This window comes from Stenotrophomonas maltophilia group sp. msm1, assembly GCF_032025805.1.
Classification (GTDB): Bacteria; Pseudomonadota; Gammaproteobacteria; order Xanthomonadales; family Xanthomonadaceae; genus Stenotrophomonas; species Stenotrophomonas hibiscicola.
The window spans coordinates 368,011-389,769 of record NZ_JAVSKH010000003.1; the positions used below are offsets into that span (position 1 = coordinate 368,011).

Annotated in this window: 24 protein-coding genes; 15 read left to right on the forward strand and 9 right to left on the reverse strand. The window is 66.8% G+C overall.

Features of this window, described 5'->3' with window-relative positions; all coding sequences use genetic code 11:
* Nucleotides 1–39 precede the first annotated feature (39 nt).
* Nucleotides 40–1,644 (reverse strand): murein biosynthesis integral membrane protein MurJ, encoded by a 1,605-nt coding sequence (gene murJ / locus ROV95_RS16880; protein ID WP_032955127.1) that lies wholly within the window; start codon nucleotides 1,642–1,644, stop codon nucleotides 40–42.
* Between the two features lie 116 nt (nucleotides 1,645–1,760).
* Between murJ and rpsT the strand changes: the two genes are divergently transcribed.
* Nucleotides 1,761–2,030: a 30S ribosomal protein S20 gene (gene rpsT, locus ROV95_RS16885; RefSeq protein ID WP_005408560.1), complete on the forward strand. Its 270-nt coding sequence runs from the start codon at nucleotides 1,761–1,763 to the stop codon at nucleotides 2,028–2,030.
* A 168-nt stretch (nucleotides 2,031–2,198) separates the two neighbouring features.
* Here the strand turns inward: rpsT and cgtA are convergent, their stop codons facing one another.
* From cgtA to rplU, 3 genes are all read right to left on the reverse strand, one after another.
* Nucleotides 2,199–3,251, reverse strand: coding sequence for an Obg family GTPase CgtA (gene cgtA / locus ROV95_RS16890; RefSeq protein ID WP_021202450.1), 1,053 nt, complete (start codon nucleotides 3,249–3,251; stop codon nucleotides 2,199–2,201).
* A 176-nt stretch (nucleotides 3,252–3,427) separates the two neighbouring features.
* Nucleotides 3,428–3,691 (reverse strand): 50S ribosomal protein L27, encoded by a 264-nt coding sequence (gene rpmA, locus ROV95_RS16895; protein ID WP_005408558.1) that lies wholly within the window; start codon nucleotides 3,689–3,691, stop codon nucleotides 3,428–3,430.
* Between the two features lie 18 nt (nucleotides 3,692–3,709).
* Entirely contained in the window at nucleotides 3,710–4,018 is a 309-nt protein-coding gene (gene rplU / locus ROV95_RS16900; RefSeq protein WP_005408557.1) for a 50S ribosomal protein L21, read from the reverse strand.
* Nucleotides 4,019–4,356: 338 nt separating this feature from the next.
* Between rplU and uvrA the strand changes: the two genes are divergently transcribed.
* From uvrA to ROV95_RS16915, 3 genes are all read left to right on the forward strand, one after another.
* Nucleotides 4,357–7,347 carry an excinuclease ABC subunit UvrA gene (uvrA, locus tag ROV95_RS16905; protein WP_279937027.1) on the forward strand — a complete coding sequence of 997 codons (2,991 nt, stop codon included), beginning with the start codon at nucleotides 4,357–4,359 and terminating at the stop codon, nucleotides 7,345–7,347.
* Nucleotides 7,347–7,754 (forward strand): thioesterase family protein, encoded by a 408-nt coding sequence (locus tag ROV95_RS16910; protein WP_019659297.1) that lies wholly within the window; start codon nucleotides 7,347–7,349, stop codon nucleotides 7,752–7,754. The genes uvrA and ROV95_RS16910 overlap by 1 nt, the downstream gene beginning before the upstream one ends.
* Nucleotides 7,755–7,844: 90 nt before the next feature.
* The gene (locus ROV95_RS16915; protein ID WP_312545405.1) at nucleotides 7,845–8,570 is read left to right on the forward strand and encodes an enolase; all 726 of its coding nucleotides are present in this window, start codon (nucleotides 7,845–7,847) and stop codon (nucleotides 8,568–8,570) included.
* 92 nt (nucleotides 8,571–8,662) lie between these two features.
* On the opposite strand, the gene ROV95_RS16920 is transcribed toward ROV95_RS16915, so the two are convergent.
* Nucleotides 8,663–9,109, reverse strand: a complete 447-nt coding sequence (locus tag ROV95_RS16920) for a copper chaperone PCu(A)C (RefSeq protein ID WP_312545407.1) — start codon at nucleotides 9,107–9,109, stop codon at nucleotides 8,663–8,665.
* A 34-nt stretch (nucleotides 9,110–9,143) separates the two neighbouring features.
* On the opposite strand from ROV95_RS16920, the gene ROV95_RS16925 reads away from it, so the two are divergent.
* The 4 genes from ROV95_RS16925 (at nucleotide 9,144) to ROV95_RS16940 (ending at nucleotide 12,857) form a co-directional block, all read left to right on the forward strand.
* Nucleotides 9,144–9,920, forward strand: coding sequence for an enoyl-CoA hydratase/isomerase family protein (locus ROV95_RS16925; protein WP_021203118.1), 777 nt, complete (start codon nucleotides 9,144–9,146; stop codon nucleotides 9,918–9,920).
* A gap of 79 nt (nucleotides 9,921–9,999) precedes the next feature.
* Nucleotides 10,000–10,899, forward strand: coding sequence for an acyl-CoA thioesterase II (gene tesB, locus ROV95_RS16930; RefSeq protein WP_032953622.1), 900 nt, complete (start codon nucleotides 10,000–10,002; stop codon nucleotides 10,897–10,899).
* Between the two features lie 4 nt (nucleotides 10,900–10,903).
* Complete coding sequence (locus tag ROV95_RS16935; RefSeq protein WP_312545410.1) at nucleotides 10,904–11,413, forward strand: pathogenicity-like protein; 510 nt, start codon at nucleotides 10,904–10,906, stop codon at nucleotides 11,411–11,413.
* A gap of 226 nt (nucleotides 11,414–11,639) precedes the next feature.
* Complete coding sequence (locus tag ROV95_RS16940) at nucleotides 11,640–12,857, forward strand: sigma-70 family RNA polymerase sigma factor (protein ID WP_312545412.1); 1,218 nt, start codon at nucleotides 11,640–11,642, stop codon at nucleotides 12,855–12,857.
* 51 nt (nucleotides 12,858–12,908) lie between these two features.
* Here the strand turns inward: ROV95_RS16940 and ROV95_RS16945 are convergent, their stop codons facing one another.
* A complete protein-coding gene (locus ROV95_RS16945; RefSeq protein ID WP_061480377.1) occupies nucleotides 12,909–13,469 on the reverse strand; it encodes an EF-hand domain-containing protein in 561 nt (186 codons plus the stop codon).
* Between the two features lie 156 nt (nucleotides 13,470–13,625).
* On the opposite strand from ROV95_RS16945, the gene ROV95_RS16950 reads away from it, so the two are divergent.
* Together ROV95_RS16950 and ROV95_RS16955 are read left to right on the forward strand one after the other, a co-directional pair.
* Entirely contained in the window at nucleotides 13,626–14,381 is a 756-nt protein-coding gene (locus ROV95_RS16950; RefSeq protein ID WP_049447050.1) for an arginyltransferase, read from the forward strand.
* 38 nt (nucleotides 14,382–14,419) lie between these two features.
* Entirely contained in the window at nucleotides 14,420–15,634 is a 1,215-nt protein-coding gene (locus ROV95_RS16955) for an endonuclease/exonuclease/phosphatase family protein (protein WP_227844127.1), read from the forward strand.
* 129 nt (nucleotides 15,635–15,763) lie between these two features.
* Here the strand turns inward: ROV95_RS16955 and purT are convergent, their stop codons facing one another.
* On the reverse strand, nucleotides 15,764–16,951 hold the full coding sequence (gene purT / locus ROV95_RS16960; protein ID WP_111101819.1) for a formate-dependent phosphoribosylglycinamide formyltransferase: 1,188 nt from the start codon (nucleotides 16,949–16,951) through the stop codon (nucleotides 15,764–15,766).
* 137 nt (nucleotides 16,952–17,088) lie between these two features.
* Here purT and ROV95_RS16965 point away from each other — a divergent pair, with 137 nt between their 5' ends.
* From ROV95_RS16965 to ROV95_RS16985, 5 genes are read left to right on the forward strand one after another with little or no spacing between them, the layout of a single operon-like run.
* Nucleotides 17,089–17,970, forward strand: a complete 882-nt coding sequence (locus tag ROV95_RS16965; RefSeq protein WP_021203112.1) for an SPFH domain-containing protein — start codon at nucleotides 17,089–17,091, stop codon at nucleotides 17,968–17,970.
* A gap of 45 nt (nucleotides 17,971–18,015) precedes the next feature.
* On the forward strand, nucleotides 18,016–18,195 hold the full coding sequence (locus ROV95_RS16970; protein ID WP_312545414.1) for an Arc family DNA binding domain-containing protein: 180 nt from the start codon (nucleotides 18,016–18,018) through the stop codon (nucleotides 18,193–18,195).
* Complete coding sequence (locus tag ROV95_RS16975; protein WP_019659310.1) at nucleotides 18,192–18,371, forward strand: DUF4177 domain-containing protein; 180 nt, start codon at nucleotides 18,192–18,194, stop codon at nucleotides 18,369–18,371. The genes ROV95_RS16970 and ROV95_RS16975 overlap by 4 nt, the downstream gene beginning before the upstream one ends.
* 3 nt (nucleotides 18,372–18,374) lie before the next feature.
* A complete protein-coding gene (locus ROV95_RS16980; RefSeq protein WP_312545416.1) occupies nucleotides 18,375–18,968 on the forward strand; it encodes a PH domain-containing protein in 594 nt (197 codons plus the stop codon).
* A 9-nt stretch (nucleotides 18,969–18,977) separates the two neighbouring features.
* A complete protein-coding gene (locus tag ROV95_RS16985; protein WP_312545418.1) occupies nucleotides 18,978–19,787 on the forward strand; it encodes a M15 family metallopeptidase in 810 nt (269 codons plus the stop codon).
* A gap of 210 nt (nucleotides 19,788–19,997) precedes the next feature.
* Here ROV95_RS16985 and ROV95_RS16990 read toward each other — a convergent pair whose 3' ends face one another.
* A complete protein-coding gene (locus ROV95_RS16990; protein ID WP_049459279.1) occupies nucleotides 19,998–20,960 on the reverse strand; it encodes an IS110 family transposase in 963 nt (320 codons plus the stop codon).
* 410 nt (nucleotides 20,961–21,370) lie between these two features.
* Complete coding sequence (locus tag ROV95_RS16995) at nucleotides 21,371–21,742, reverse strand: DUF423 domain-containing protein (protein ID WP_019659313.1); 372 nt, start codon at nucleotides 21,740–21,742, stop codon at nucleotides 21,371–21,373.
* Nucleotides 21,743–21,759 lie beyond the last annotated feature (17 nt).

A 21,759-nucleotide genomic window follows, 5' to 3' on the forward strand; every position in this document is an offset into this window, starting at 1 on the left:
AATGGTGTAGCCCTGAAGTATAGCCGTCACGGCGCACGATCAATGCCCACGCAGGTCGCGCGGGCGGAAGCCCATCGCCACCATGGCAACCGCGTAGGTCGCGCCACCGCCACCGACCAGCAGCGCCAGGGCGCCGATCCGCTCCCACACAGTCATCGCCGAGAAGCCTGGCAGCCAGTGCAGCAGGGCCAGCAGCACCCCGACCATGGCCGCGCAGGCCAGCAGCAGCCGCAGCAGATAGCCAGCCCAGCCCGGCCGGCGGCGGTAGACATCGGTCTTGCCCAGCCAGTACCAGAGCAGGCCCAGGTTCAGGTAACTGGACAGCGCACTGGCAATGCCCAGCGCCAGGTGCAGGCCCGGCTGCTTGCCGATGGCCGCCATCACGCCCTGCGCCTTCAGCTCGTCCGGCACCATCACCTGGTACAACACCGCCAGAAGGGCGAAGTTGAACACCATGTTGGCCACCAGCGCGGCCACACCCGCGCGCACCGGCGTCTTGGTGTCCTGGCGGGCGTAGAAAGCCGGCAGTACCACCTTCAGCAGGGCGAATGCCGGCAGGCCGAAGCTCAGGCCGTACACCGACAGCGCGGTCATGCGGGTATCGAAGGCGCTGAACTGGCCGTGCTGGAAGATGGTTGCGATCAGCGGCTCGGCCAGCAGCAGCAGGCCCAGCATGGCCGGCACCGAGATCAGCAGGGTCATGCGCAGGCCCCAGTCCAACGAGCGCGAGAAGCCCTCGCGGTCGGTACTGACGTGATGGCGGGCCAGCGCCGGCAGGATCACCGTGCCCAGCGCCACGCCGAACACGCCCAGCGGCAGCTCCAGGAAGCGGTCGGCCAGCGACAGCCAGGACTGCGAGCCATCGGTCAGCTTGGCCGCGATCACCGTGTCCAGCAGCAGGTTGATCTGCGCCACAGAGGAACCGAACAGGGTCGGCACCATCAGCGTCATCACCTTGCGCACGCCCGGATGGCTCCAGCCCCAGCGCGGCAGGGTCAGCAGGTTGATGCCCTTCAGCGAGGGCAGCTGGAACAGCAACTGCAGGATGCCGGCCGCCAGCACCGCCCAGCCCAGCGCCAGGATCTGCTTTTCCGGCGTGCCGCCCAGCCGCGGCGCCAGCCACAGCGCACCGGCGATCATGCACAGGTTGAGAATGACCGGGGTCAGCGCCGGCATCGCGAAGCGCTGGAAGCTGTTCAGCGCACCGCCGGCCAGTGCGGTCAGCGAGACGAACAGCAGGAACGGGAAGGTCAGGCGGAACAGGTCGACCAGCAGGCCCTGCTTGACCGGGTCGGTATCAACGCCGCTTGAGAAGACCGAGGCCAGCTGCGGCGCGAAGATCAGGGCCAGTGCGGTGACCAGCATCAGCACCCCGCCCAGGGTGCCGGCGGTGCGCGCCATCAGTTCGCGCAGTTCGGCGTGGCTGCGGGTTTCCTTCACTTCCGTGAACACGGGCACGAAAGCGGTGGCGAACGAGCCCTCGGCGAACAAACGCCGCAGGAAATTGGGTACCCTGAAGGCGACCCAGAAAGCATCAGTGATGGCGTTGGTGCCGAACGTGGTGGTCACCACGAAGTCCCGGACAAGTCCGAGAACGCGCGAGACCATGGTCATGCTGCTGAACGACAGCAGGCCCCGCAACAACTTGGGTGAACTCACTCAGCGTCCCTCTTGACAATCGACTTGACGTGCATTTCTTACGCCATCATACTAGCTAGCTTGCTGTTCCCATAACACCGATTTTTCAGGAAACCACCACCGTGGCCAATATCAAGTCCGCCAAGAAGCGCGCCAAGCAGACCGTCGTGCGCAACGCGCGCAACGTGGCTCAGCGCTCGATGCTGCGCACCGCTGTCAAGAAAGTGATCAAGGCGCTGGACGCCAACGATGCCGCCGGCGCCGAAGCCGCCTTCGCCGTTGCCCAGCCGATCCTGGATCGCTTCAGCGCGCGTGGCCTGATCCACAAGAACAAGGCTGCTCGCCACAAGAGCCGCCTGAACGACCGCATCAAGGCCCTCAAGGCCGCCTGATCCGGCGTTGCCGCCCTGCCCTTCGGGGTTTGGGCTGCAGGCAAAAGCCCGGCCCCGGCCGGGTTTTTTGTTGCCTGCGGTCCGGGCGATCCGCGGAGCCGCGCGGCCGGCACTACCAAATAAAAAACCCGGCCGAAGCCGGGTTTTTCGCATGGAACCACAACGGCATTACTGCGCGTTGCGGGCTTCCTGCTCTTCTTCCTTCTGGCGATCGAAGAAGGCCATGATCCGGCTCATGATCGGGAAGGTACCTTCGCGACCCAGCGCGGAGACCAGGAACCACGGCTCCTTCCAGCCCAGTTCGGCGACGATCTGCTCGGCCGCGGCCTGCGCCTCGTCTTCGAACATCAGGTCAGCCTTGTTCAGCACCAGCCAGCGCGGCTTGTTCAGCAGCTCCGGATCGTGCTTCTCCAGCTCGCGTTCGATCGCACGCACCTGCTCCACCGGCGAAATCCCCTCCACGCCGCCTTCCATCGGCGAGATGTCCACCAGGTGCAGCAGCAGGCGGGTGCGCTGCAGGTGGCGCAGGAACTGCGCACCCAGGCCGGCGCCGTCCGCAGCGCCTTCGATCAGGCCCGGAATGTCGGCGATCACGAAGCTGCGGTGGTTCTCCACCTTCACCACGCCCAGGTTCGGGTACAGCGTGGTGAACGGGTAATCGGCCACCTTCGGCGTTGCAGCCGAAACGGCACGGATCAGGGTGCTCTTGCCGGCATTGGGGAAGCCCAGCAGGCCGACGTCGGCCAGCAGCTTCAGCTCCAGCTTCAGCGTGCGCTCCTCACCCGGCTCGCCCGGCAGCGCCTGGCGCGGCGAGCGATTGGTCGAGCTCTTGAAGTGCATGTTGCCCAGGCCACCGCGGCCGCCCTTGGCCACCAGCAGGCGGTCGCCGTGCCGGGTCAGGTCGCCGATGACTTCATCGGTGGCAACGTTGATGACCACGGTGCCGACCGGCACGGTGATGGTCAGGTCTTCGCCGCCCTTGCCATAGGCCTGGCGGCCCATGCCGTTCTCGCCACGCTGCGCCTTGAAGATGCGCTCATGGCGGAAGTCGACCAGGGTGTTCAGGTTTTCGTCGGCGCGGATGTAAACGCTGCCGCCCGCACCGCCGTCGCCGCCGTCCGGGCCGCCGAGCGGAATGAACTTCTCGCGACGGAAGCCAATGCAGCCGTTGCCGCCGTTGCCGGCGAACACTTCGATTTCTGCTTCGTCTACCAGTTTCATTGTTTCGATGCCTGCGATGGGCGCGGCCTGCTGGCCGCCACCTTGAATGTCATGCCGGCCGCGGGCCGGTAACCCGGCCCAGCCGGTCTTGCTTCAACTCTAACGAAAAGCCCCGCCGAAGCGGGGCTCTTCATGCAGCACTCCCATGCCAGGGCACGGGTGCCGGCGATGCCTGGTCAGGCGTCGGCCGAGACGATGCTGACGGTGCGGCGCTTCTTGGCGCCCTTGACCGAGAACTCCACCTTGCCGTCCACGAGGGCGAACAGGGTGTGGTCACGGCCCAGGCCAACGCCGGTGCCCGGGTGGAACTGGGTGCCGCGCTGACGCACGATGATGTTGCCGGCTTCGATGGCCTGGCCGCCGAAGATCTTGACGCCCAGGTACTTCGGGTTGGAGTCGCGACCGTTGCGCGAGGAGCCTACGCCCTTTTTATGTGCCATGACTGCTTCTCCTGATACTTAGCCGGCGATGCCGGTGATCTCGATTTCGGTGTAGTACTGACGGTGACCCTGACGCTTCATGTGGTGCTTGCGGCGACGGAACTTGATGATCCGCACCTTGTCAGCACGACCCTGGGACAGGACCTTGGCGGTGACGGCAGCGCCCTTCAGCGCATCGCCCAGCTTCACGCCATCGCTGTCACCCAGCATCAGGATGTTGTCGAACTTGATCTCGCTGCCGACTTCGACTTCGAGCTTTTCAATGCGGAGCTTTTCGCCCTGCGCCACGCGGTATTGCTTACCGCCGGTGACCAGTACTGCGTACATGACCAGGCCTTCCTCTGTAGTTATTGTGGTCTGAACTGCCGCCATCGAGGGCGGACAGGAGCGGGATTGTACGCAGATCAGCGGGCGCGGGTCAAGTCAACCCCTGAACGACCCACGGGCCCGGACCTGCAGGCCGAGCCATGCACGGCTGAACGGTTCGCGGTCCAGGCCGCTGCACATGGCCCGACCCTACACAAAGCTGTCGGCCGGTCTCACAACGTGAGACGCCGGGGTGGCATTGTCGCCCATTGCCCCCATCTGGTCACCTCGGTAGGCTGACCGATTGCCGTTCCCTGCTGGCCCGGCACCCAGCCAACGCCCCCACAACCGGATCCCCCATGGCGATGGATTTCATCCGCATCCGCGGCGCGCGGACGCACAACCTGAAGAACCTCGACCTCGACCTGCCCCGCGACAAGCTGATCGTGATCACCGGCCTGTCCGGTTCGGGCAAGTCCTCGCTGGCGTTCGACACCATCTATGCAGAAGGCCAGCGCCGCTACGTCGAGTCGCTGTCGGCCTATGCGCGCCAGTTCCTGAGCGTGATGGAAAAGCCGGACCTGGACCACATCGAAGGCCTGTCCCCGGCCATCTCGATCGAGCAGAAGTCGACCTCGCACAACCCGCGTTCGACGGTCGGCACCATCACCGAGATCTACGACTACCTGCGCCTGCTGTACGCACGCGTGGGCACCCCGCGCTGCCCGGACCACGGCTACCCACTGGAGGCGCAGACGGTCAGCCAGATGGTCGACCAGGTGCTGACCCTGGACCCGGAGCAGCGCTACATGCTGCTGGCCCCGGTCATCCGCGACCGCAAGGGCGAACACGCACAGGTCTTCGACCAGCTGCGCGCGCAGGGCTTCGTGCGTGTGCGCGTGGACGGCGAGCTGCACGAAATCGATGCGGTGCCGCCGCTGGCGCTGCGCCAGAAGCACACCATCGAGGCGGTGATCGACCGCTTCCGCCCGCGCGAGGACATCAAGCAGCGCCTGGCCGAGAGCTTTGAAACGGCGCTCAAGCTGGGCGATGGCATGGCCTCGGTGCAGAGCCTGGACAGCGCCGCTGCTTCGCCCACGCTGTTCTCCTCCAAGTACTCCTGCCCGGTCTGCGACTACTCGCTGCCGGAGCTGGAACCGCGCCTGTTCTCGTTCAATGCACCGATGGGTGCGTGCCCCGGCTGCGATGGCCTGGGCATGGCCGAGTTCTTCGATCCGTCGCGGGTGGTGGTGCATCCGGAGCTGTCGCTGGCCGCCGGTGCGGTGCGCGGCTGGGACCGTCGCAACGCCTACTACTTCCAGCTGATCGCCTCGCTGGCCAAGCACTACAGGTTCGACGTGGACGCTGCGTGGAACTCCCTGTCAGCCAAGGTGCAGCAGGCCGTGCTGTACGGCAGCGGCGATGAAACGATCACCTTCACCTACTTCACCGAAGCCGGCGGCCGCACCCAGCGCAAGCACCGCTTCGAAGGCATCATTCCCAACCTCGAACGCCGCTACAAGGAGACCGAATCGCCGGCGGTACGCGAGGAGCTGTCCAAGTACATCAGCGAACGCCCGTGCCCGGAGTGCAACGGCGCGCGCCTGAACAAGGCGGCACGCAACGTGTTCGTGGCCGACCGCCCACTGCCGGAGCTGGTGGTGCTGCCGATCGACGAGGCGCTGAAGTTCTTCAGCGAGCTGAGCCTGCCGGGCTGGCGTGGCGAGATCGCCGCGAAGATCGTCAAGGAAATCGGTGAGCGCCTCGGCTTCCTGGTCGATGTGGGCCTGGATTACCTGACCCTGGAACGCAAGGCCGACACCCTGTCCGGTGGCGAGGCGCAGCGCATCCGCCTGGCCAGCCAGATCGGCGCCGGCCTGGTGGGCGTGATGTACGTGCTCGACGAACCGTCGATCGGCCTGCACCAGCGCGACAATGAACGCCTGTTGGGCACCCTCACCCGCCTGCGCGACCTGGGCAACACGGTGATCGTGGTCGAGCATGACGAGGACGCGATCCGCCTGGCCGACTACGTGCTGGACATCGGCCCGGGCGCGGGCGTGCATGGCGGCGAGATCGTCGGCCAGGGCACCCTGCAGGACATTCTGGAGGCCCCGCGCTCGCTGACCGGCCAGTACCTGTCCGGCAAGCGCGCGATCGAGATTCCTGCTCGCCGGCACACGCCGAACCCGAAGATGACGCTGCACCTGCGCGGTGCCAGCGGCAACAACCTCAAGGGCGTGGACCTGGCGATTCCGGCGGGCCTGCTGACCTGCGTGACGGGCGTGTCCGGCTCGGGCAAGTCGACCCTGATCAACGATACCCTGTTCTCGCTGGCTGCCAACGAGATCAACGGTGCCTCGCACCCGGTTGCGCCGTACAGGGAGATCGATGGCCTGGATCTGTTCGACAAGGTGGTGGACATCGACCAGTCGCCGATCGGCCGAACCCCGCGATCGAACCCGGCCACCTACACCGGTCTGTTCACGCCGCTGCGCGAGTTGTTCGCACAGGTGCCGGAGGCGCGTGCGCGCGGCTATTCGCCGGGCCGTTTCAGCTTCAACGTGCGCGGCGGCCGCTGCGAGGCCTGCCAGGGCGACGGCCTGATCAAGGTGGAGATGCACTTCCTGCCGGACGTGTACGTGCCCTGCGATGTCTGCCATGGCAAGCGCTACAACCGCGAAACGCTGGAGATCCTTTACAAGGGCTTCAACATCAACGACGTGCTGGAAATGACCGTCGAGGATGCGCTGAAGCTGTTCGAGCCGGTGCCGTCGATCGCGCGCAAGCTGGAAACGCTGGTGGACGTGGGCCTGAGCTACATCAAGCTGGGCCAGAGCGCGACCACGCTGTCCGGTGGTGAAGCCCAGCGCGTGAAGCTGTCCAAGGAACTGTCGCGCCGCGATACCGGCCGCACCCTGTACATCCTCGACGAGCCGACCACCGGCCTGCACTTCCACGACATCGAAGCGCTGCTGGGCGTGCTGCACAAGCTGCGCGACGAAGGCAACACGGTGGTGGTGATCGAGCACAACCTGGACGTGATCAAGACCGCCGACTGGATCGTGGATCTGGGCCCGGAAGGCGGCCATCGCGGTGGCACCATCCTGGTCACCGGCACGCCGGAGGATGTGGCGGCCTGCCCGCAGTCGTACACCGGCCAGTTCCTGGCCCGCATGCTGCCCTCCACCAGCGCGCGCCCGGAGCAACCGGCTGCGGTGGCCAACAAGCCCGACGCCCGTCCGCCACGCAAGCTGAAGCCTGAGAAGCCGGCGAAGAAGGCGGTGGCTGCCAGGAGCACCGGCAAGACCAGCAAGACCGCGACGACCCGCAAGAAGAAGGACGCCTGATGAGCAGCGAACACAAGATCCTGGCCCGCATCCCGATCAGCGTGCGCTGGCGTGACATGGACAGCATGGGCCACGTCAACAACGCCAAGTACATTTCCTACCTGGAGGAAGCGCGCGTGCGCTGGATGCTGGGCGTGGAAGGCGTGTCGATGACCGACCGCATCGCACCGGTGGTGGCCGCGACCAACGTCAACTACCGCCTGCCGATCGTGTGGCCCAACGACATCCTGGTCGAGCTGTTCGTCGAGCGCCTGGGCAACAGCAGCGTGACCATCGGCCACCGCATCGTCGACCAGCAGGACGACTCGAAGCTGTATTCCGACGGCAACGTGGTGGTGGTCTGGATGGATACGCAGACCGGCAGGAGCGCACCGCTGCCGGAGGCGATCCGCAGCGCTTCCACCTGAAGGTAGTGCCGGCCGCTGGCCGGCAACCTCCAGATGCTTCGCGCATGCCGGCCAGCGGCCGGCACTACCGATCCCATTCAAAGGACTGAGATGATCCACCAGACTGAACTGCGCGACCTGCTGCCCGGCATGGTCCCCTTCCCTACCGATGTCTTCCCCGCTGACCAGGCGTGGCTCGCCCAGCATCTGCTGCCGCTGCTGAAGATCGACCTCGGTGTGCTGCGCCCTGAACTGGCCGGCCAGGTGGCAACGATGCTGTGCCCGATCGAGCCGTACGACGGCTGCATCGGCGAGACCACCGAAGAACACCACAACGACTTCACCAGCACCAACTGGATCGCCTTCGAGCTGACCGCCGGCAACCAGATGCGCTTCCTCGGCAACGAGGGCTATTTCATCGGCGATCAGGTGGATGACAAGCACGCGCGGAAACACATCGCGCAGATGCGCGAGAGCTATGCCAAGGCGCGTGACTACCATGCCACGCACGGCCGCCTGGCCTGCTACTCGCGCTATGGCAAGGACGAGCCCAGCGAGCGCGATTACCTGGATACGCTGGGTGGACGAATTTCCCGTGGCAACTGGATCGAAACAGCCGATATTCCGGCCGCCTTCACCCTGGAATTCACCGACGCCGCCAACGACCGGCATGCTCCAGATGATGCCGAACTGGCGATCATCCGCCACGGTGGCCACAAGTTCTTCGCCGTGGCCGAAGTCGCTGGCTACAACTGGTGCGCCACCGGCGCCGACGCGATAGTGATGCTGTATGAGCCGGTGAGCCGCACGGTGCTGTTCTCGTACGATTGGACGTAGCATCCCGCCGGGCATGGCCCGGCGCTACCCAGGCATGACCGCCGGATCATCACTGGTAGCGCCGGGCCATGCCCGGCGGAACGGGCGACGCGTTACGGCGCAGCCTTGCGCACGGTCAACGTCGCACTCGCTTCGCCGCCGCCTTCCAGCTGCAGCCGCAACGGCAACGCCTGGCCTTCCTTCAACGCGCCCTTGCCCTGCATCAGCATCAGGTGCAGGCCGCCGGGCTTGAGCTCGGCACGCGCGCCCGGCGCCAGCGGCAGGCGTTCGATCGCGCGCATCCGGCTGACGCCATCGACAATCGTGGTCTCGTGCAGTGACACATCATCGAAGCTGCTGCTGGCTGCGCCAGTGATCGCCACCGCCTTGCTGCAGCCGTTGTGGATCACGCCGTAACCAGCGGTCATCGGCATCGCCGGATTCGGTGGCAACCGCGCCCAGCCCTGCTCCACCGTGACGCAGGCCGGTTCGGCCGCTGAAGCCGATGCTGCGGCCGCACACAGAACCCACAGTACGCCAACGGATGGTTTGGTTATCATCGCCCAGGTTCCTTCTTCGCAACGAGACCGCAGCATGACGACGCTCATCGAGGTGATCAACCACGGCCCCATCCGCGAACTGCGCCTGGCGCGGCCGCCGGTCAATGCGCTGGACACCGACCTGTGCCGGCAGTTGATCCATGCCATCGAGCAGGCCATGGCCGACGACGCGCACGGCATCGTGCTGTCGGGCAGCGAGCGCATCTTCACCGGCGGCATGGACGTGCCGCACCTGCTCTCGCACGGCGATGACAAGCACAGGCTGCTGGACACCTGGAACGCCTTCTTCGGCGCGGTGCGCACGCTGGCCGAGAGCCGTATCCCGGTGGTGGCCGCGATCACCGGCCACGCGCCGGCCGGTGGCTGCGTGCTGGCGCTGTGCTGCGACTACCGGGTGATGGCGCGCAGCGCCGATCCGTCGCGGCCGTACGCCATCGGCCTGAACGAAGTGCAGGTCGGCCTGATCGCGCCGGAGGGCATCCAGCGCCTGCTGCGGCGTGCGGTGGGCGTGCACCGCGCCGGCGTGCTGCTCACCACCGGTTCGCTGGTGCCGGCCGAACAGGCGCTGCAGATCGGGCTGGTCGATGAGCTGGCCGAGGGTGACCTGGTGGTGGCACGTGCCGTGGCTTGGCTGCAGAACCTGCTCAAGCAGCCGCGCCAGCCGATGCTGCTGACCCGCGCCATCGCCCGCGCCGACCTGCACGAGGCGCTGCACCCGGACCTGATCCAGCTCGACCGCTTCGTCGAGGCCTGGTTCGCCCCGGATGCACAGAACGCGCTGCAGGCGCTGGTGGCGCGGCTGGGCAAGTAGCCGGCGCTACCGATGATGGGCTGGCCTGCACCGGTATAATCGGGGCCTCTTCACTGCTGTGGCCGCCCCCTTGAACGACATGCCCGAACCCGTCGTCTCCGAGCTGATCGACCTGCTCACGCTGGAGCGGCTGGAGGACAACCTGTTCCGCGGGCAGAGCCGCGACATCGGCACCAAGTACGTGTTCGGCGGGCAGGTGCTGGGCCAGGCGCTGGCCGCAGCGCAGGCCACGGTCGACAATGGCCGCCACGTGCACTCGCTGCACGCCTATTTCCTGCGCGCTGGCAACATCGACCACCCGATCGTCTACGACGTGGACCGCACCCGCGATGGCGGCAGCTTCTCGGTGCGACGGGTCACCGCGATCCAGCACGGCAAGGTGATCTTCTTCTGCGCGGCCTCTTTCCAGCAGGCCGAGACCGGCGCCGAGCACCAGCACAAGATGCCCGAGGTGCCGCAGCCGGAAGACATCGAACCGAACCGGCCGCTGCCGGCGGAAGTGCTCGAACGCCTGCCGATCAAGGTGCAGCGCTGGCTGTCGCGCGGTGGCCCGTTCGAGTTCCGCCACGTCTATCCGCGCGACGAACTGAACCCGCCCAAGCGTCCGCCCTACCACCAGGTCTGGCTGCGCCTGAGCGAACCGGTCGGCGATGCCCCGGAGCTGCACCAGGCACTGCTGGCGTACGCGTCCGACTTCCACCTGCTGGGCACGGCGACCTTCCCGCACGGCATCAGCTACTACCACCCGCACGTGCAGATGGCCTCGCTCGACCACGCGATCTGGTTCCACCGCCCGTTCCGCGCCGACGACTGGCTGCTGTATTCGCTGGACAGCCCCAGCGCGCAGGATTCGCGCGGCCTGGCCCGCGGCCAGTTCTTCACCCGCAACGGCGTGCTGGTGGCCAGCACCGCGCAGGAAGGCCTGATCCGCGTCGTTCCGGACCAGGCCGCGGCCGCCGCCGTGCCGGCCAAGGAGTAAACCGATGCGCCAGATCTTCAGCAGCCAGCGCGTGGAAACCGTCGAAGGCGTCGCCGAGCTCCTGCGCGGGCATGGCATCGAGGTCAAGGTGACCAACGGGCGCTCCTACAAGACCCGTCGCCGCGGCCAGTTCAGCTATACCGACCTGGGCAACGCCAACGCCTATCCGGCGGTATGGATCGTGCGTGCCGACGACCAGCCGCGCGCGCGCGAAATCCTGCGCGAGGCGCGCCTGCTCGACACTACCCGCCGCGACCACCCCACCGCCGAATTCGCCTTCCGCGACACGGCGGAACCGGGCAGCGGCGGCCGCAGCTGGGCCTCGCGCATCCGCATCGCCCTGCTGGTGGTGATTGCTGGCGTGGCGCTGGTGATCGGCCTGCGCCATCGTGGTGCCCCGGCACCGGTCGCGCCGGCCCCTGCCCCGCAGGCCCAGCCGCAGCAGGCACAGCCGGCACAGCAGGCCGCGCCGGCAGAGGAAGAAGTGCGGGTCCGCATCCAGCCCTCCAAGTAAGAGGCGGTAGCGCCGGGCCATGCCCGGCGAGCGCAGCGGCCTGGCAGCAGGGCCGCGACTTCACCGTAACCCGTCAGGATTGGCCCCCCCCCTTGTTGTTCAAGGGGGCGCGCCAACGGCGCGGGGATGAGGTGGAATGCGCGGACCGAAGATGCATCAGCATCTGCGGTCACACTTCGCGCGCGGCTCCGTCATGGGACACAATCCCAGCAGGAGAGCCGCCGCCATGACGACGTTCGCCGCATCGATCGACCAGACCCTGGAACGCGAACTGCCCGCCGCCGCCAGCGGTTGCCAGCACGCATACGGCCGCATCGTGCTGGCCTGCCAGAACACGGTCACCGCCATCGCGCTGGCCATCACCCGCGACCGCCAGGCCAGCGAGGACATCGCCCAGGAGGCCTTTGTGAAGGGCTGGCAGCAGCTGCACCAGCTACGCAGCGCGACCAGCTTCCTGCCTTGGCTGCGGCAGATCACCCGCAACCTGGCCCGCGACTGGCTGCGCGCCCAGCGCGGGCGCCCGCTGACCGGCGAGGCGGCCGAGGTGGCGATGGGCATGGCCGCCGACCCCGCCCCGGGTGCTGCCGACCGGCTGCAGCGGGTGGAAGAGGAGATCGCCGCCGAGGACATCATCTCTGCCCTGCCCGCCGACAGCCGCGAAGTCCTGTTGCTGTACTACCGCGAGGGCCAGCGCTCGCAGCAGGTGGCCGACCTGCTCGGGCTCAGCGACGCCGCCGTGCGCAAGCGCCTGTCGCGCGCGCGCGCGCTGGTGCGCGACGGCCTGCTGCAGCGCTTCGGTGAATTCGCCCGCAGCAGCGCGCCGAGCGCCGCCTTCGCCACCGCCGTGGTGTCAATGATGCTGGTGGCCGCGCCCGGCACCGCCAGCGCCGCGATCCTGCTCGGCACCGGCGTCGGCATCGGTGGCAGCAAGCTCGGCCTGGGCGGCGCCAGCGTAGCCGGTGGTACCGCAATGGGCACCCTGACCGCCACGCTCGGCCAACTGCATGTGCTGCCAGTGGCAAGCTGGGGGGCGATCCTCGCCGGTGTCGCCGGCGGCGCGATCGGCAGCTACCTCGGTGCACGCTTCCTGATGTCCTATACCGAGACCGAACGCGAACGCGCGCAGGTTCGGCACTTTGTCCGCCTCAACACCGGTACTGGCTTGGTCTGGTGCCTGGCGATGCTGCTGGCGGCACTGTTGCAGGCTCCGATCTGGAGCCAGATGCTGCTGCTGGCATTGGGCCTGGGTGTGGTCAACTACCAGTGCCTGGTGCCGCTGCAACGGGTGATGGCGCCGATGATCGCGCGCGATTCGGCGCGGCGTGGGCGCCGCGGAACCAACTGGAAATTCGAATCCATGTACGGTCGCACCGGCATCATCGGGGCGAACCTGCTGGTGATCGCCCTGGTGGTGTATGTGCTGATGCGCAACGGCCACCTGTAACCGACAACGCCGGCACTGCGCCGGCGTTGTCTCCGATCACCGCATTGACGCTCAGCGCTGCGGCTTCGGTGCGCCGCCATCGCGTGGACCGCCCTGGCGCGGGCCGCCGTGCATCGGGCCCTTGGCTGCGTCGAACTCGGCCTTGCTCAGCTGGCCGTCCTTGTTGGTGTCGGCGGCAGCGAACCAGGCATCACGATGCTGCTTCATGCGCAGCTCGCGGTCGGCCTTGTCCAGGTAACCGTCCTTGTTGAGGTCGAGCCGGTCGAAGCGCGCAGCCAGGCGCGGATCGGCCTTGGCCTCGTCGCGGCTGATGCGGCCGTCCTTGTTGACGTCCAGCCTGGCCCAGCGCTCACCACCGTGGCCACGGCGGCCATGCTGCCAGCGCGGCAGCTCATCGCGCGAGAGCTTGCCGTCCTTGTTCTTGTCCAGCTCGTCGAACTTCGCGGCCAGGCGCGGATTGGCAGCCGCCTCGCTGCGGTCGATCACGCCGTCGCCATTGGTGTCCAGCTTGGCCGGGCGCTGCGCCGGCATGGCCGGGGTGTCGGCGGCCAGCGCGATTCCGGAAGCGGAGGTGCCCAGCAGCAGGGCCAGCAGCAGGGGGGTACGGATCATGAGGTCACTCCTGGGGATGGGAACAGCGTCGGGGTGATCACTTCACCCTCGGGGGACAACAACGCCCGGGCGCGACGTCGGTTGACGCCACTGCCGATTCCATTCATCCGGCGGACAGTCGCCGCCTCTGCGACAGGCTGGGGCTATGCTGTGCCCATGGCGATACATGGCGACAGAGACGACGAACTGCGACTTTTCCAGACCGGCGAGCACCCCTGCGGGTACTGGTCGGACCGGGTGGCGCGCGACCTGGTGCTGGATCCGCACGATCGCCGGCTGGGTGGCCTGTACCCGCTGGCACTGAGCTGGGGCTTCCGCCGCAGCGGCGACCTGGTCTACCGGCCGCACTGCGCGCACTGCCAGGCCTGTGTGGCGGTGCGGATCCCGGTGGCGCGCTTCGCCCCGGACCGCAGCCAGCGCCGCTGTGCCGCCCGCAATGACGACCTGGAGGTGCGGATCACTGCCGCCACCGCCCGCGACGACCTGTTCGCGCTGTATCACCGCTACCTCACCCACCGCCACGCCAATGGCGGCATGGACGACCACGGCCCGCACGAATTCGAGCAGTTCCTGATCGGCAGCTGGTCGCACACCCGCTTCATGGAGATGCGCCTGCCCGGCCACGACGGCCAGCCCAGCCAGCTGCTGGGGGTGGCGGTGACCGACGTCACCGAGCATGGCCTGTCGGCGGTCTACACCTTCTTCGACCCGGACCACGCCGCACGCGGGCTGGGTACCTTCGCGATCCTGCAGCAGATCGAGTGGGCGCGCCGCGAGGGGCTGCCCCACGTGTACCTGGGCTACTGGATCCGCGGGCACCAGAAGATGGACTACAAGCGCCGCTTCCATCCGCTGGAAGCCTACGATGGCCGCCGCTGGCACGATTTCGACAATGATCTGGACGGGCGCTGACAAACCGCTGACACCGGGCCGGGTGCACAATACGGCCCATGAACATGACCCGCCGCCATCCCCTGATCCTCGCCCTGGCCCTGCTCTGCGGCGCCACCGCCCCCGCCTTCGCCACGTCCCCCGCGATGACCGAAAAGCCGTCCGCTGCACTGCGCCTGGCGACCTACAACACGTCGCTGTACTCCGATGACGCCGGTGGCCTGATCAAGGAACTGGAAGGCGACAGCGAGCACGCACGCAAGATCGCCGCGGTGCTGCAGCAGGTGCGCCCGGATCTGGTGCTGCTGAACGAATTCGATTTCGACGACGCCCATCGCGCCGCCGACCTGTTCCAGAAGCGCTATCTGGAAGTCGCCCAGCCCGGTGGCGGCAAGCCGCTGCATTTCGCCTATCGCTACCTGGCCCCGGTCAACACCGGCGTGCCCAGCGGCCTGGACCTGGACAACAACGGCGTGGTCGGCGGCGAAGGCCGCAGCCGTGGCAATGACGCGTGGGGCTACGGCCTGCACCCCGGCCAGTACGGCATGCTGGTGCTGTCGCGCTACCCGATCGACGAAGCCAAGGTGCGCAGCTTCCAGCTGCTGAAGTGGAGCGCGATGCCCGGCGCGATCCGTCCGGTCGATCCGCGCACCGGCAAGAGCTTCTACAACGACCACGTGTGGTCGCAGCTGCGCCTGTCGTCGAAGTCGCACTGGGACGTGCCGGTGAAGACCCCGGGCGGCGTGGTCCACGCGCTGGTCTCGCACCCGACCCCGCCGGTGTTCGACGGCCCGGAAAAGCGCAACGCCGCGCGCAACCACGACGAACTGCGCCTGTGGCAGGAATACCTGTCCAAGGGCGACAAGTCGTGGCTGTGCGACGACAAGGGCCAGTGCGGCGGCCTGGCCCAGGACGCGCGCTTCGTGATCCTCGGCGACCTCAACAACGACCCGGTCGATGGCGATGGCCGCCATGAAGCAATCGTCGAGCTGATCGAGAACGCCCGCGTGCTGCGCTACCCCACCCCGCGCAGCGTCGGCGGCGAGCAGACCAGCCTGGCCTATGCGGCCAAGGGCATCGAGCGCAAGGGCGCACCGTTCCACGCCACCGGCGATTTCGGCCCGAAGTCCGGCACCATGCGCCTGGACTACGTGCTGCCCTCGACCGGTTTCGAGTACGTGGGCAGCGGCATCTTCTGGCCAGCCAATGAAAGCCCGGAAGCGAAGATCGCCGATGGCAGCGACCACCACCTGGTGTGGGTGGATGTGCGGTAGAGTCGACTGTTAGTCGACTGCACGGAAATCTGTACCGACCAACGGTCGGTACCCACCGGAAAAAGGGGACGGACGGGATTAAGCCGTTTGTGCCACAAACGACTTAATCCCCTCCGTCCCCTTTTTGCTTTACGGACGCAGTTCGACGCCGATGGCGTCGGCGGCATCACGCGCGATGGCGCGTGCTTCGTCGATGGTTTCCGCGCGCGCCAGGGTCACGCCCACCCGGCGATGACCGTGCACGCTCGGCTTGCCGAACAGGCGCACGGCGGTGTCAGGCACCTGCAGCGCGGCGGCGACGTTGTTGAAGTACGGCACGCCCTCGCCGTGGGCCAACAGCGCGCACGATGCCGACGGGCCGCTCTGGCGGATCAGCGGGATCGGCAGGCCGAGGATGGCGCGCGCATGCAGCGCGAACTCACTCAGTTCCTGCGATACCAGCGTCACCAGGCCGGTGTCGTGCGGGCGCGGCGACACTTCGCTGAACCATACTTCGTCGCCCTTCACGAACAGCTCGACGCCGAACAGGCCCCAGCCACCGAGGTCGTCGGTAATCGCGCGCGAGATCTCTTCGGCACGCGCCAGCGCCTTGTCCGACATCGGCTGCGGCTGCCAGCTTTCGCGGTAGTCACCATCCTTCTGCAGGTGGCCGATCGGCGCACAGAATGAGGTGCCGCCGGCATGGCGCACGGTCAACAGGGTGATCTCGTAGTCGAAATCGATGAAACCTTCGACGATGCAGCGACCGGCCCCGGCACGGCCACCGGTCTGCGCGTACTCCCATGCCGGGGCGATGTCCGCCTCGCTGCGCAGGGTGCTCTGGCCCTTGCCCGAGGACGACATCACCGGTTTGACCACGCACGGCAGGCCAATGGCGGCCACCGCAGCACGGTACTCGGCCTCGGTATCGACGAAGCGGTACGGCGAGGTCGGCAGGCCCAGGGTTTCGGCGGCGAGGCGGCGAATGCCTTCGCGGTCCATGGTCAGGCGTGCAGCACGCGCGGTCGGGATCACCCGCAGGCCCTGCTCCTGTTCCAGCTGGACCAGGGTCTCGGTGTGGATGGCCTCGATCTCCGGCACCACCAGGTGCGGCTGCTCCTCGGCGATCAGAGCGCGCAGCGCCATCGCATCGAGCATGTCGATCACGTGCGAGCGGTGCGCGACCTGCATGGCCGGCGCATCGGCGTAGCGATCGGCGGCGATCACCTCCACGCCCAGCCGCTGCAGCTCGATGGCCACCTCCTTGCCGAGTTCGCCCGAGCCCAGCAGCAGCACGCGGGTGGCGGAGGGGGACAACGGAGTTCCAAGCTTGGCCATGGCGGTTCCAGCAGCAATGTGAAGGCGGATGGGCATTCTAGCTGGCCGCGCCCTCTGGCCATGCCATCCGACGAACGGTAGCCTGGAAGTGATATCACTTTGATATCTTCCGTTCGAACCCTCAAGGACGTACCGCCATGAAAGAGAAGTCGCTGTCTTCGCTCAACGGCCTCGGCACGCTGGCCGTCGCCCTGCTCGTCGCCCTCGCTGGCGCCGCCCTGTTCGTACTGGGTGTGGCCGCCAAGGCCAGCGTCGGCTCGCCCAACCTGCTGCTGATGCTGCTGGGGGCGTTGCTGGTAGTCCTCGGCGTGTTCACGCTGGCCGGCCTGTACACCATCCAGCCCAACCAGGCGGCGGTGCTGAGCCTGTTCGGCAAGTACGTGGGCACGGTGAAGGACAACGGCCTGCGCTGGAACAACCCTTTCTATGCCAAGCGCCGGGTCAGCCAGCGCGTGCGCAACTTCGAGAGCGGCAAGCTGAAGGTCAACGAGCTGGACGGCAGCCCGATCGAGATCGCCGCGGTGATTGTCTGGCAGGTGGTCGATGCCTCCGAGGCCGTCTACAACGTGGACGACTACGAGAGCTTCGTGCACATCCAGTCCGAATCGGCACTGCGGGCGATGGCCACCAGCTATCCCTACGACCAGCACGAGGATGGACAGCTGGCCCTGCGCAGCCACGCCAGCGAAATCTCCCAGCACCTGAAGAACGAGCTGGCCGAGCGCCTGGCCGATGCCGGTGTACAGGTGATCGACGCGCGCATCAGCCACTTGGCCTACGCCGCCGAAATCGCCCAGGCGATGCTGCAACGCCAGCAGGCCAACGCGGTGATCGCCGCGCGCACGCGTATCGTTGCTGGTGCGGTGGGCATGGTCGAGATGGCCTTGGCCGAACTGCAGAAGAACGGCGTGGTGCAGCTGGACGAGGAACGCAAGGCGCACATGGTCAGCAACCTGCTCACCGTGCTGTGCTCGGACCGCGGCACCCAGCCGATCGTCAATGCCGGCTCGCTGTATTGAGCCACACTCGCAACGGGGTGCCCCACCGCCCCGCCAGGAGCCCCCATGAGTGAGAAGAAAGCCTACCCGCTGCGCATCAATGCCGACGTCCTGGCTGCTGCGCAGCGCTGGGCTGATGACGAACTGCGCAGCCTCAACGCGCAGATCGAATACGTGCTGCGCGACGCCCTGCGCAAGGCGGGACGCCTGCCGAAACCCGCGCCATCGTCGGAGGACAAGCAATGAGCAAGCGTTGGAGCTATCAGACCATCGAGGTCAAGACGTCGATGATGGGCCTGCTCAAGGCCGAGGACATCCAGGCCGAACTCAGCCGCCAGGGCCAACTGGGCTGGGAACTGGTCAACATCATCATCCCGGCGCCGATGCGCCCGGCGATGCTGGTGTTCAAGAAGGAGGCCTGACGCATGGGCGGCAGCGACCCGAAGACGTTTGAAGTGGCCGAGAGCTCGCCGTTGCGCGTGCTCTGGATCGTGCTTCCGCTGCTGGCTGCCTTCGTGGCGTGCGTGTACGCACAGCTGTACAAGGCGCCGGCCAGTGCCCCTTGGATCGAAGTAGCGCTGTCGCCGCCCTGGTTCCGGATGGGTGGCAGTGCCGCCTGGAGTCTGCTGGTGATCGCGGTACTCGGCATCGGGTTGGGCGCAGCATTCTTCCGTCGCCGGGTGGAACTGGACGACAACGTGCTGGATGTGCGCTCGACGATGTACCGCCGCCGCGTCCCGGTGGCACAGCTGCGGCTGGACCAGGCCGAGGTGGTCGACCTGCAGCGTGACCGCCGCTATGGCATCCGTGTCAAAACCAATGGCTATTCAGTGCCAGGCTTCTATTCCGGCCACTTCCGCCTGCACGGGGGCGGCAAGGGCTTCGCTCTGGTCACCGATCGTGCGCGTGTCTTCGCCCTGCCGGTCAGTGACGGCAGCACGCTGCTGCTCAGCGTGGACCGGCCGCAGGCGCTGCTCGATGCGCTGCACAAAGTGGCCGCGTCGGCGCCACGGCAGTAAGCTGCTGAGATGCAACGACGCGCCCCCCTGCTGATCAACACCGAGGCCATCGAGCTGTGGCCCGCGCACCTGCTGCGTGCACGCAGCAACCTGGATGCACGCCTGCTGTCGCAGGCACACTGGGTGCTGCGGCGCAAGCGCGATGGCCGCTACCTCGCGGCGGTACTGGCGCGCGGGGTTCACGCCATGGTGCCGCGCCTGGCACGCGAGCCAGGGGTGGAGGACGCATTGGCGCTGCTGGATGCAGCAGCGGCGCGTCCGTTCGGCGCCGTGCTGGAGGATCAGTGGTTGCCACTGGCAGGCCTGCAGCAGCGCCTGCAGCAGCTTGGCCTGGATGCACAGCGCTATGCCGGCGACAGCGGGCTGCCGCTCGAACCCGAACCCTGCCTGCTGCACTTCGCCGGCCGCGACCGCTTCGCCCGCCCGTTGTGGCTGCACCGTGCCGCCGCGCAGGGCTGGCGGCGGATGCGACTGCACGCGGCACAGGATGGAATTGCGCTGGACGCCATCTCCGGCTTCCGCAGCCATGCCTACCAGCTGGGCATCTTCGAACGGAAGCTGGCGCGCGGCTTGAGCGTGGCAGAGATCCTGAAGGTGAATGCCGCACCGGGGTTCAGCGAACACCACAGCGGCCACGCGCTGGACATCGGCACGCCGGGCGACGCGCCGGCCGAAGAATCGTTCGAAGCCACCGACGCGTTCGCGTGGCTGCAGGCCCATGCCGGTGAACACGGCTTCCATCTGAGCTACCCCCGCGACAACCCGCACGGAATCGTCTACGAACCGTGGCACTGGTGCTGGAAGCCGGCCAACGGCTGAGCCCCTCGTGGCGAAAGCCTGGAGCGGTCAGCGCATGGCCGCGGGATGGAACAAGACAGCAAAGACGAAAGCCGGTCGCTTCGCTCGAAGCCACTACAACGGATCAGCGCGCGGCTGTTGGGTCCGCCTTCAAGCGAGCCGAGCACCGCAGGTCCGGCGAGGGCGAAGAGGTGCTTGCGATTCTGTAGAGCCGAGATCCTATGTTCGTGGTCAAGCCTGCTGGAAGCAGGCTTGACCCACTTTCAGCATGGCCGGGTCAAAGTCCCGGCCGCTCTTGAAGACGCCCCAAGCGATCCTGGCCAGCTTTCTGGCCAGGATGTTGAAACTGGCAGTACTGCTGTGGCCGCGTTCGCGGATGGCGTTGTAAAGGGCTTTGCCATTTTTGGAGCGGGTCAGTCCCATGGCCGCCATGTAGAGGATCTGGCGCAGGCTGGCGTTGCCGCGCTTGGACAGGCGCCGCCTACCGATCCGGGCGCCGGATTCGTTGGGGCGCGGATCCAGGCCGGTACAGGCGATCCAGGCGTCCGAGCTGGTCAAGGGCCATCGTGTGATGTGATGGGTGACGAAGGCCGCTACCGTCGGCCCAACCCCCGGAATGGTCATGATCCGCCGATACAGGTCGCGCTGTTCGCCACTGCGGCACAGTTGCTGAATCTGTTGGTCGAGCAGGGCAATGGCCTCTTTCAGACCATCGAAGATGCGCCCAAAGATGGCCGACTCCGACGCCCCCGCGCCTAGCGAGAGATTCAACTTCGCCTTGCTCCGGACCAGGCTGTCACGTTGCTGGAGCAGCACATGCAGCTGCTCCTGCGCAGGCGATCGGGCGACATGCTCATGCAGATTGTCGGCCTCCTTGGCGATGTAACGCGCAATGACCTGCGCGTCACCTGAGTCGGTTTTGCCGCGGCAGGCCACGCCCTTGGCGTAATGTTTGATGTCGCGCGGATTGAGCACAAAGACGACGTGGCCGGCCTTCTGGGCAGCTTGAACCACAAGCTCGTGGTAGCGATTGGTTGCTTCCACTCCAATGCGAGACCCGACCGGCAGAGTGGACAGCCACTTACCGATGGCTGACGCTGAATTGGGGATTCGAGTGCTGCCCTTGGTGCCATGGCGTGCCACCACAAGGCTCTTTGAGTCGGCATCGATGCCGACGGCCAAATGATCTGACATCTGCGCAACTCCCAGCTATTGTTGAGGGGCTGGGGTGGTACCGCACCACGTTGGCTTGCCTACATCGGCGGTCCTCAAAGGCCGCTAGATCCTTTATCGACGTTAAGGTGCGGGATGGGGATCGCTCGGCTCGTCTGTCGGCTGCTATCCGCAGATATCATGTTGACGGTCCCTCCACCCTGGCTCCTACATACCGCGTAGGAGCCGGGAGGAACATACAAGCCATGCTCGGCTGCTCTCCGCACCGCCCCTCGATGCGCCGAGGAGCGCAGGGGACCGGTGCGCAGCACCGGCTCGTGGCCGGCGGCGCGTTTCTTTTGGTTACTTTTCTTTTCGCGCGAAAAGAAAAGTAACGCCCATGAACGGTGCAGATCGCATCTGCATGGATCGAAGCGACAACGTCGACTCAGTTACCGCCTCAACGCATTGATCGCCAGCAACACCCATCCGGCCATCATGCTGGTGCCACCGATCGGTGCCATCCGCGTCGGCCACTGCCACAGCGCACCACCCACCAGGCTGCCGGAAAACAACAGCACACCCAGCAGCAGCACGTACAGCGCAAGGTGCGCGATCGCTCCCTGCGCGCGCGGCCCCAGCGCCACCAGCACCGCACCGTGCGCGAACGCATACAGCGCCGCCATGTTCAGATGCTGCTGCGCCAGCGGATCAGCCACGCCATGCGATGCATAGGCGGACAGGCCGATCGAGGCGGCGGCCAGCAGTGCCCCCAGGCAGGCCAGCAGCGAAGGCTTACGTGCGCGACGTTCGAGATTGAACATGTGGGCTCCTTGCGCAG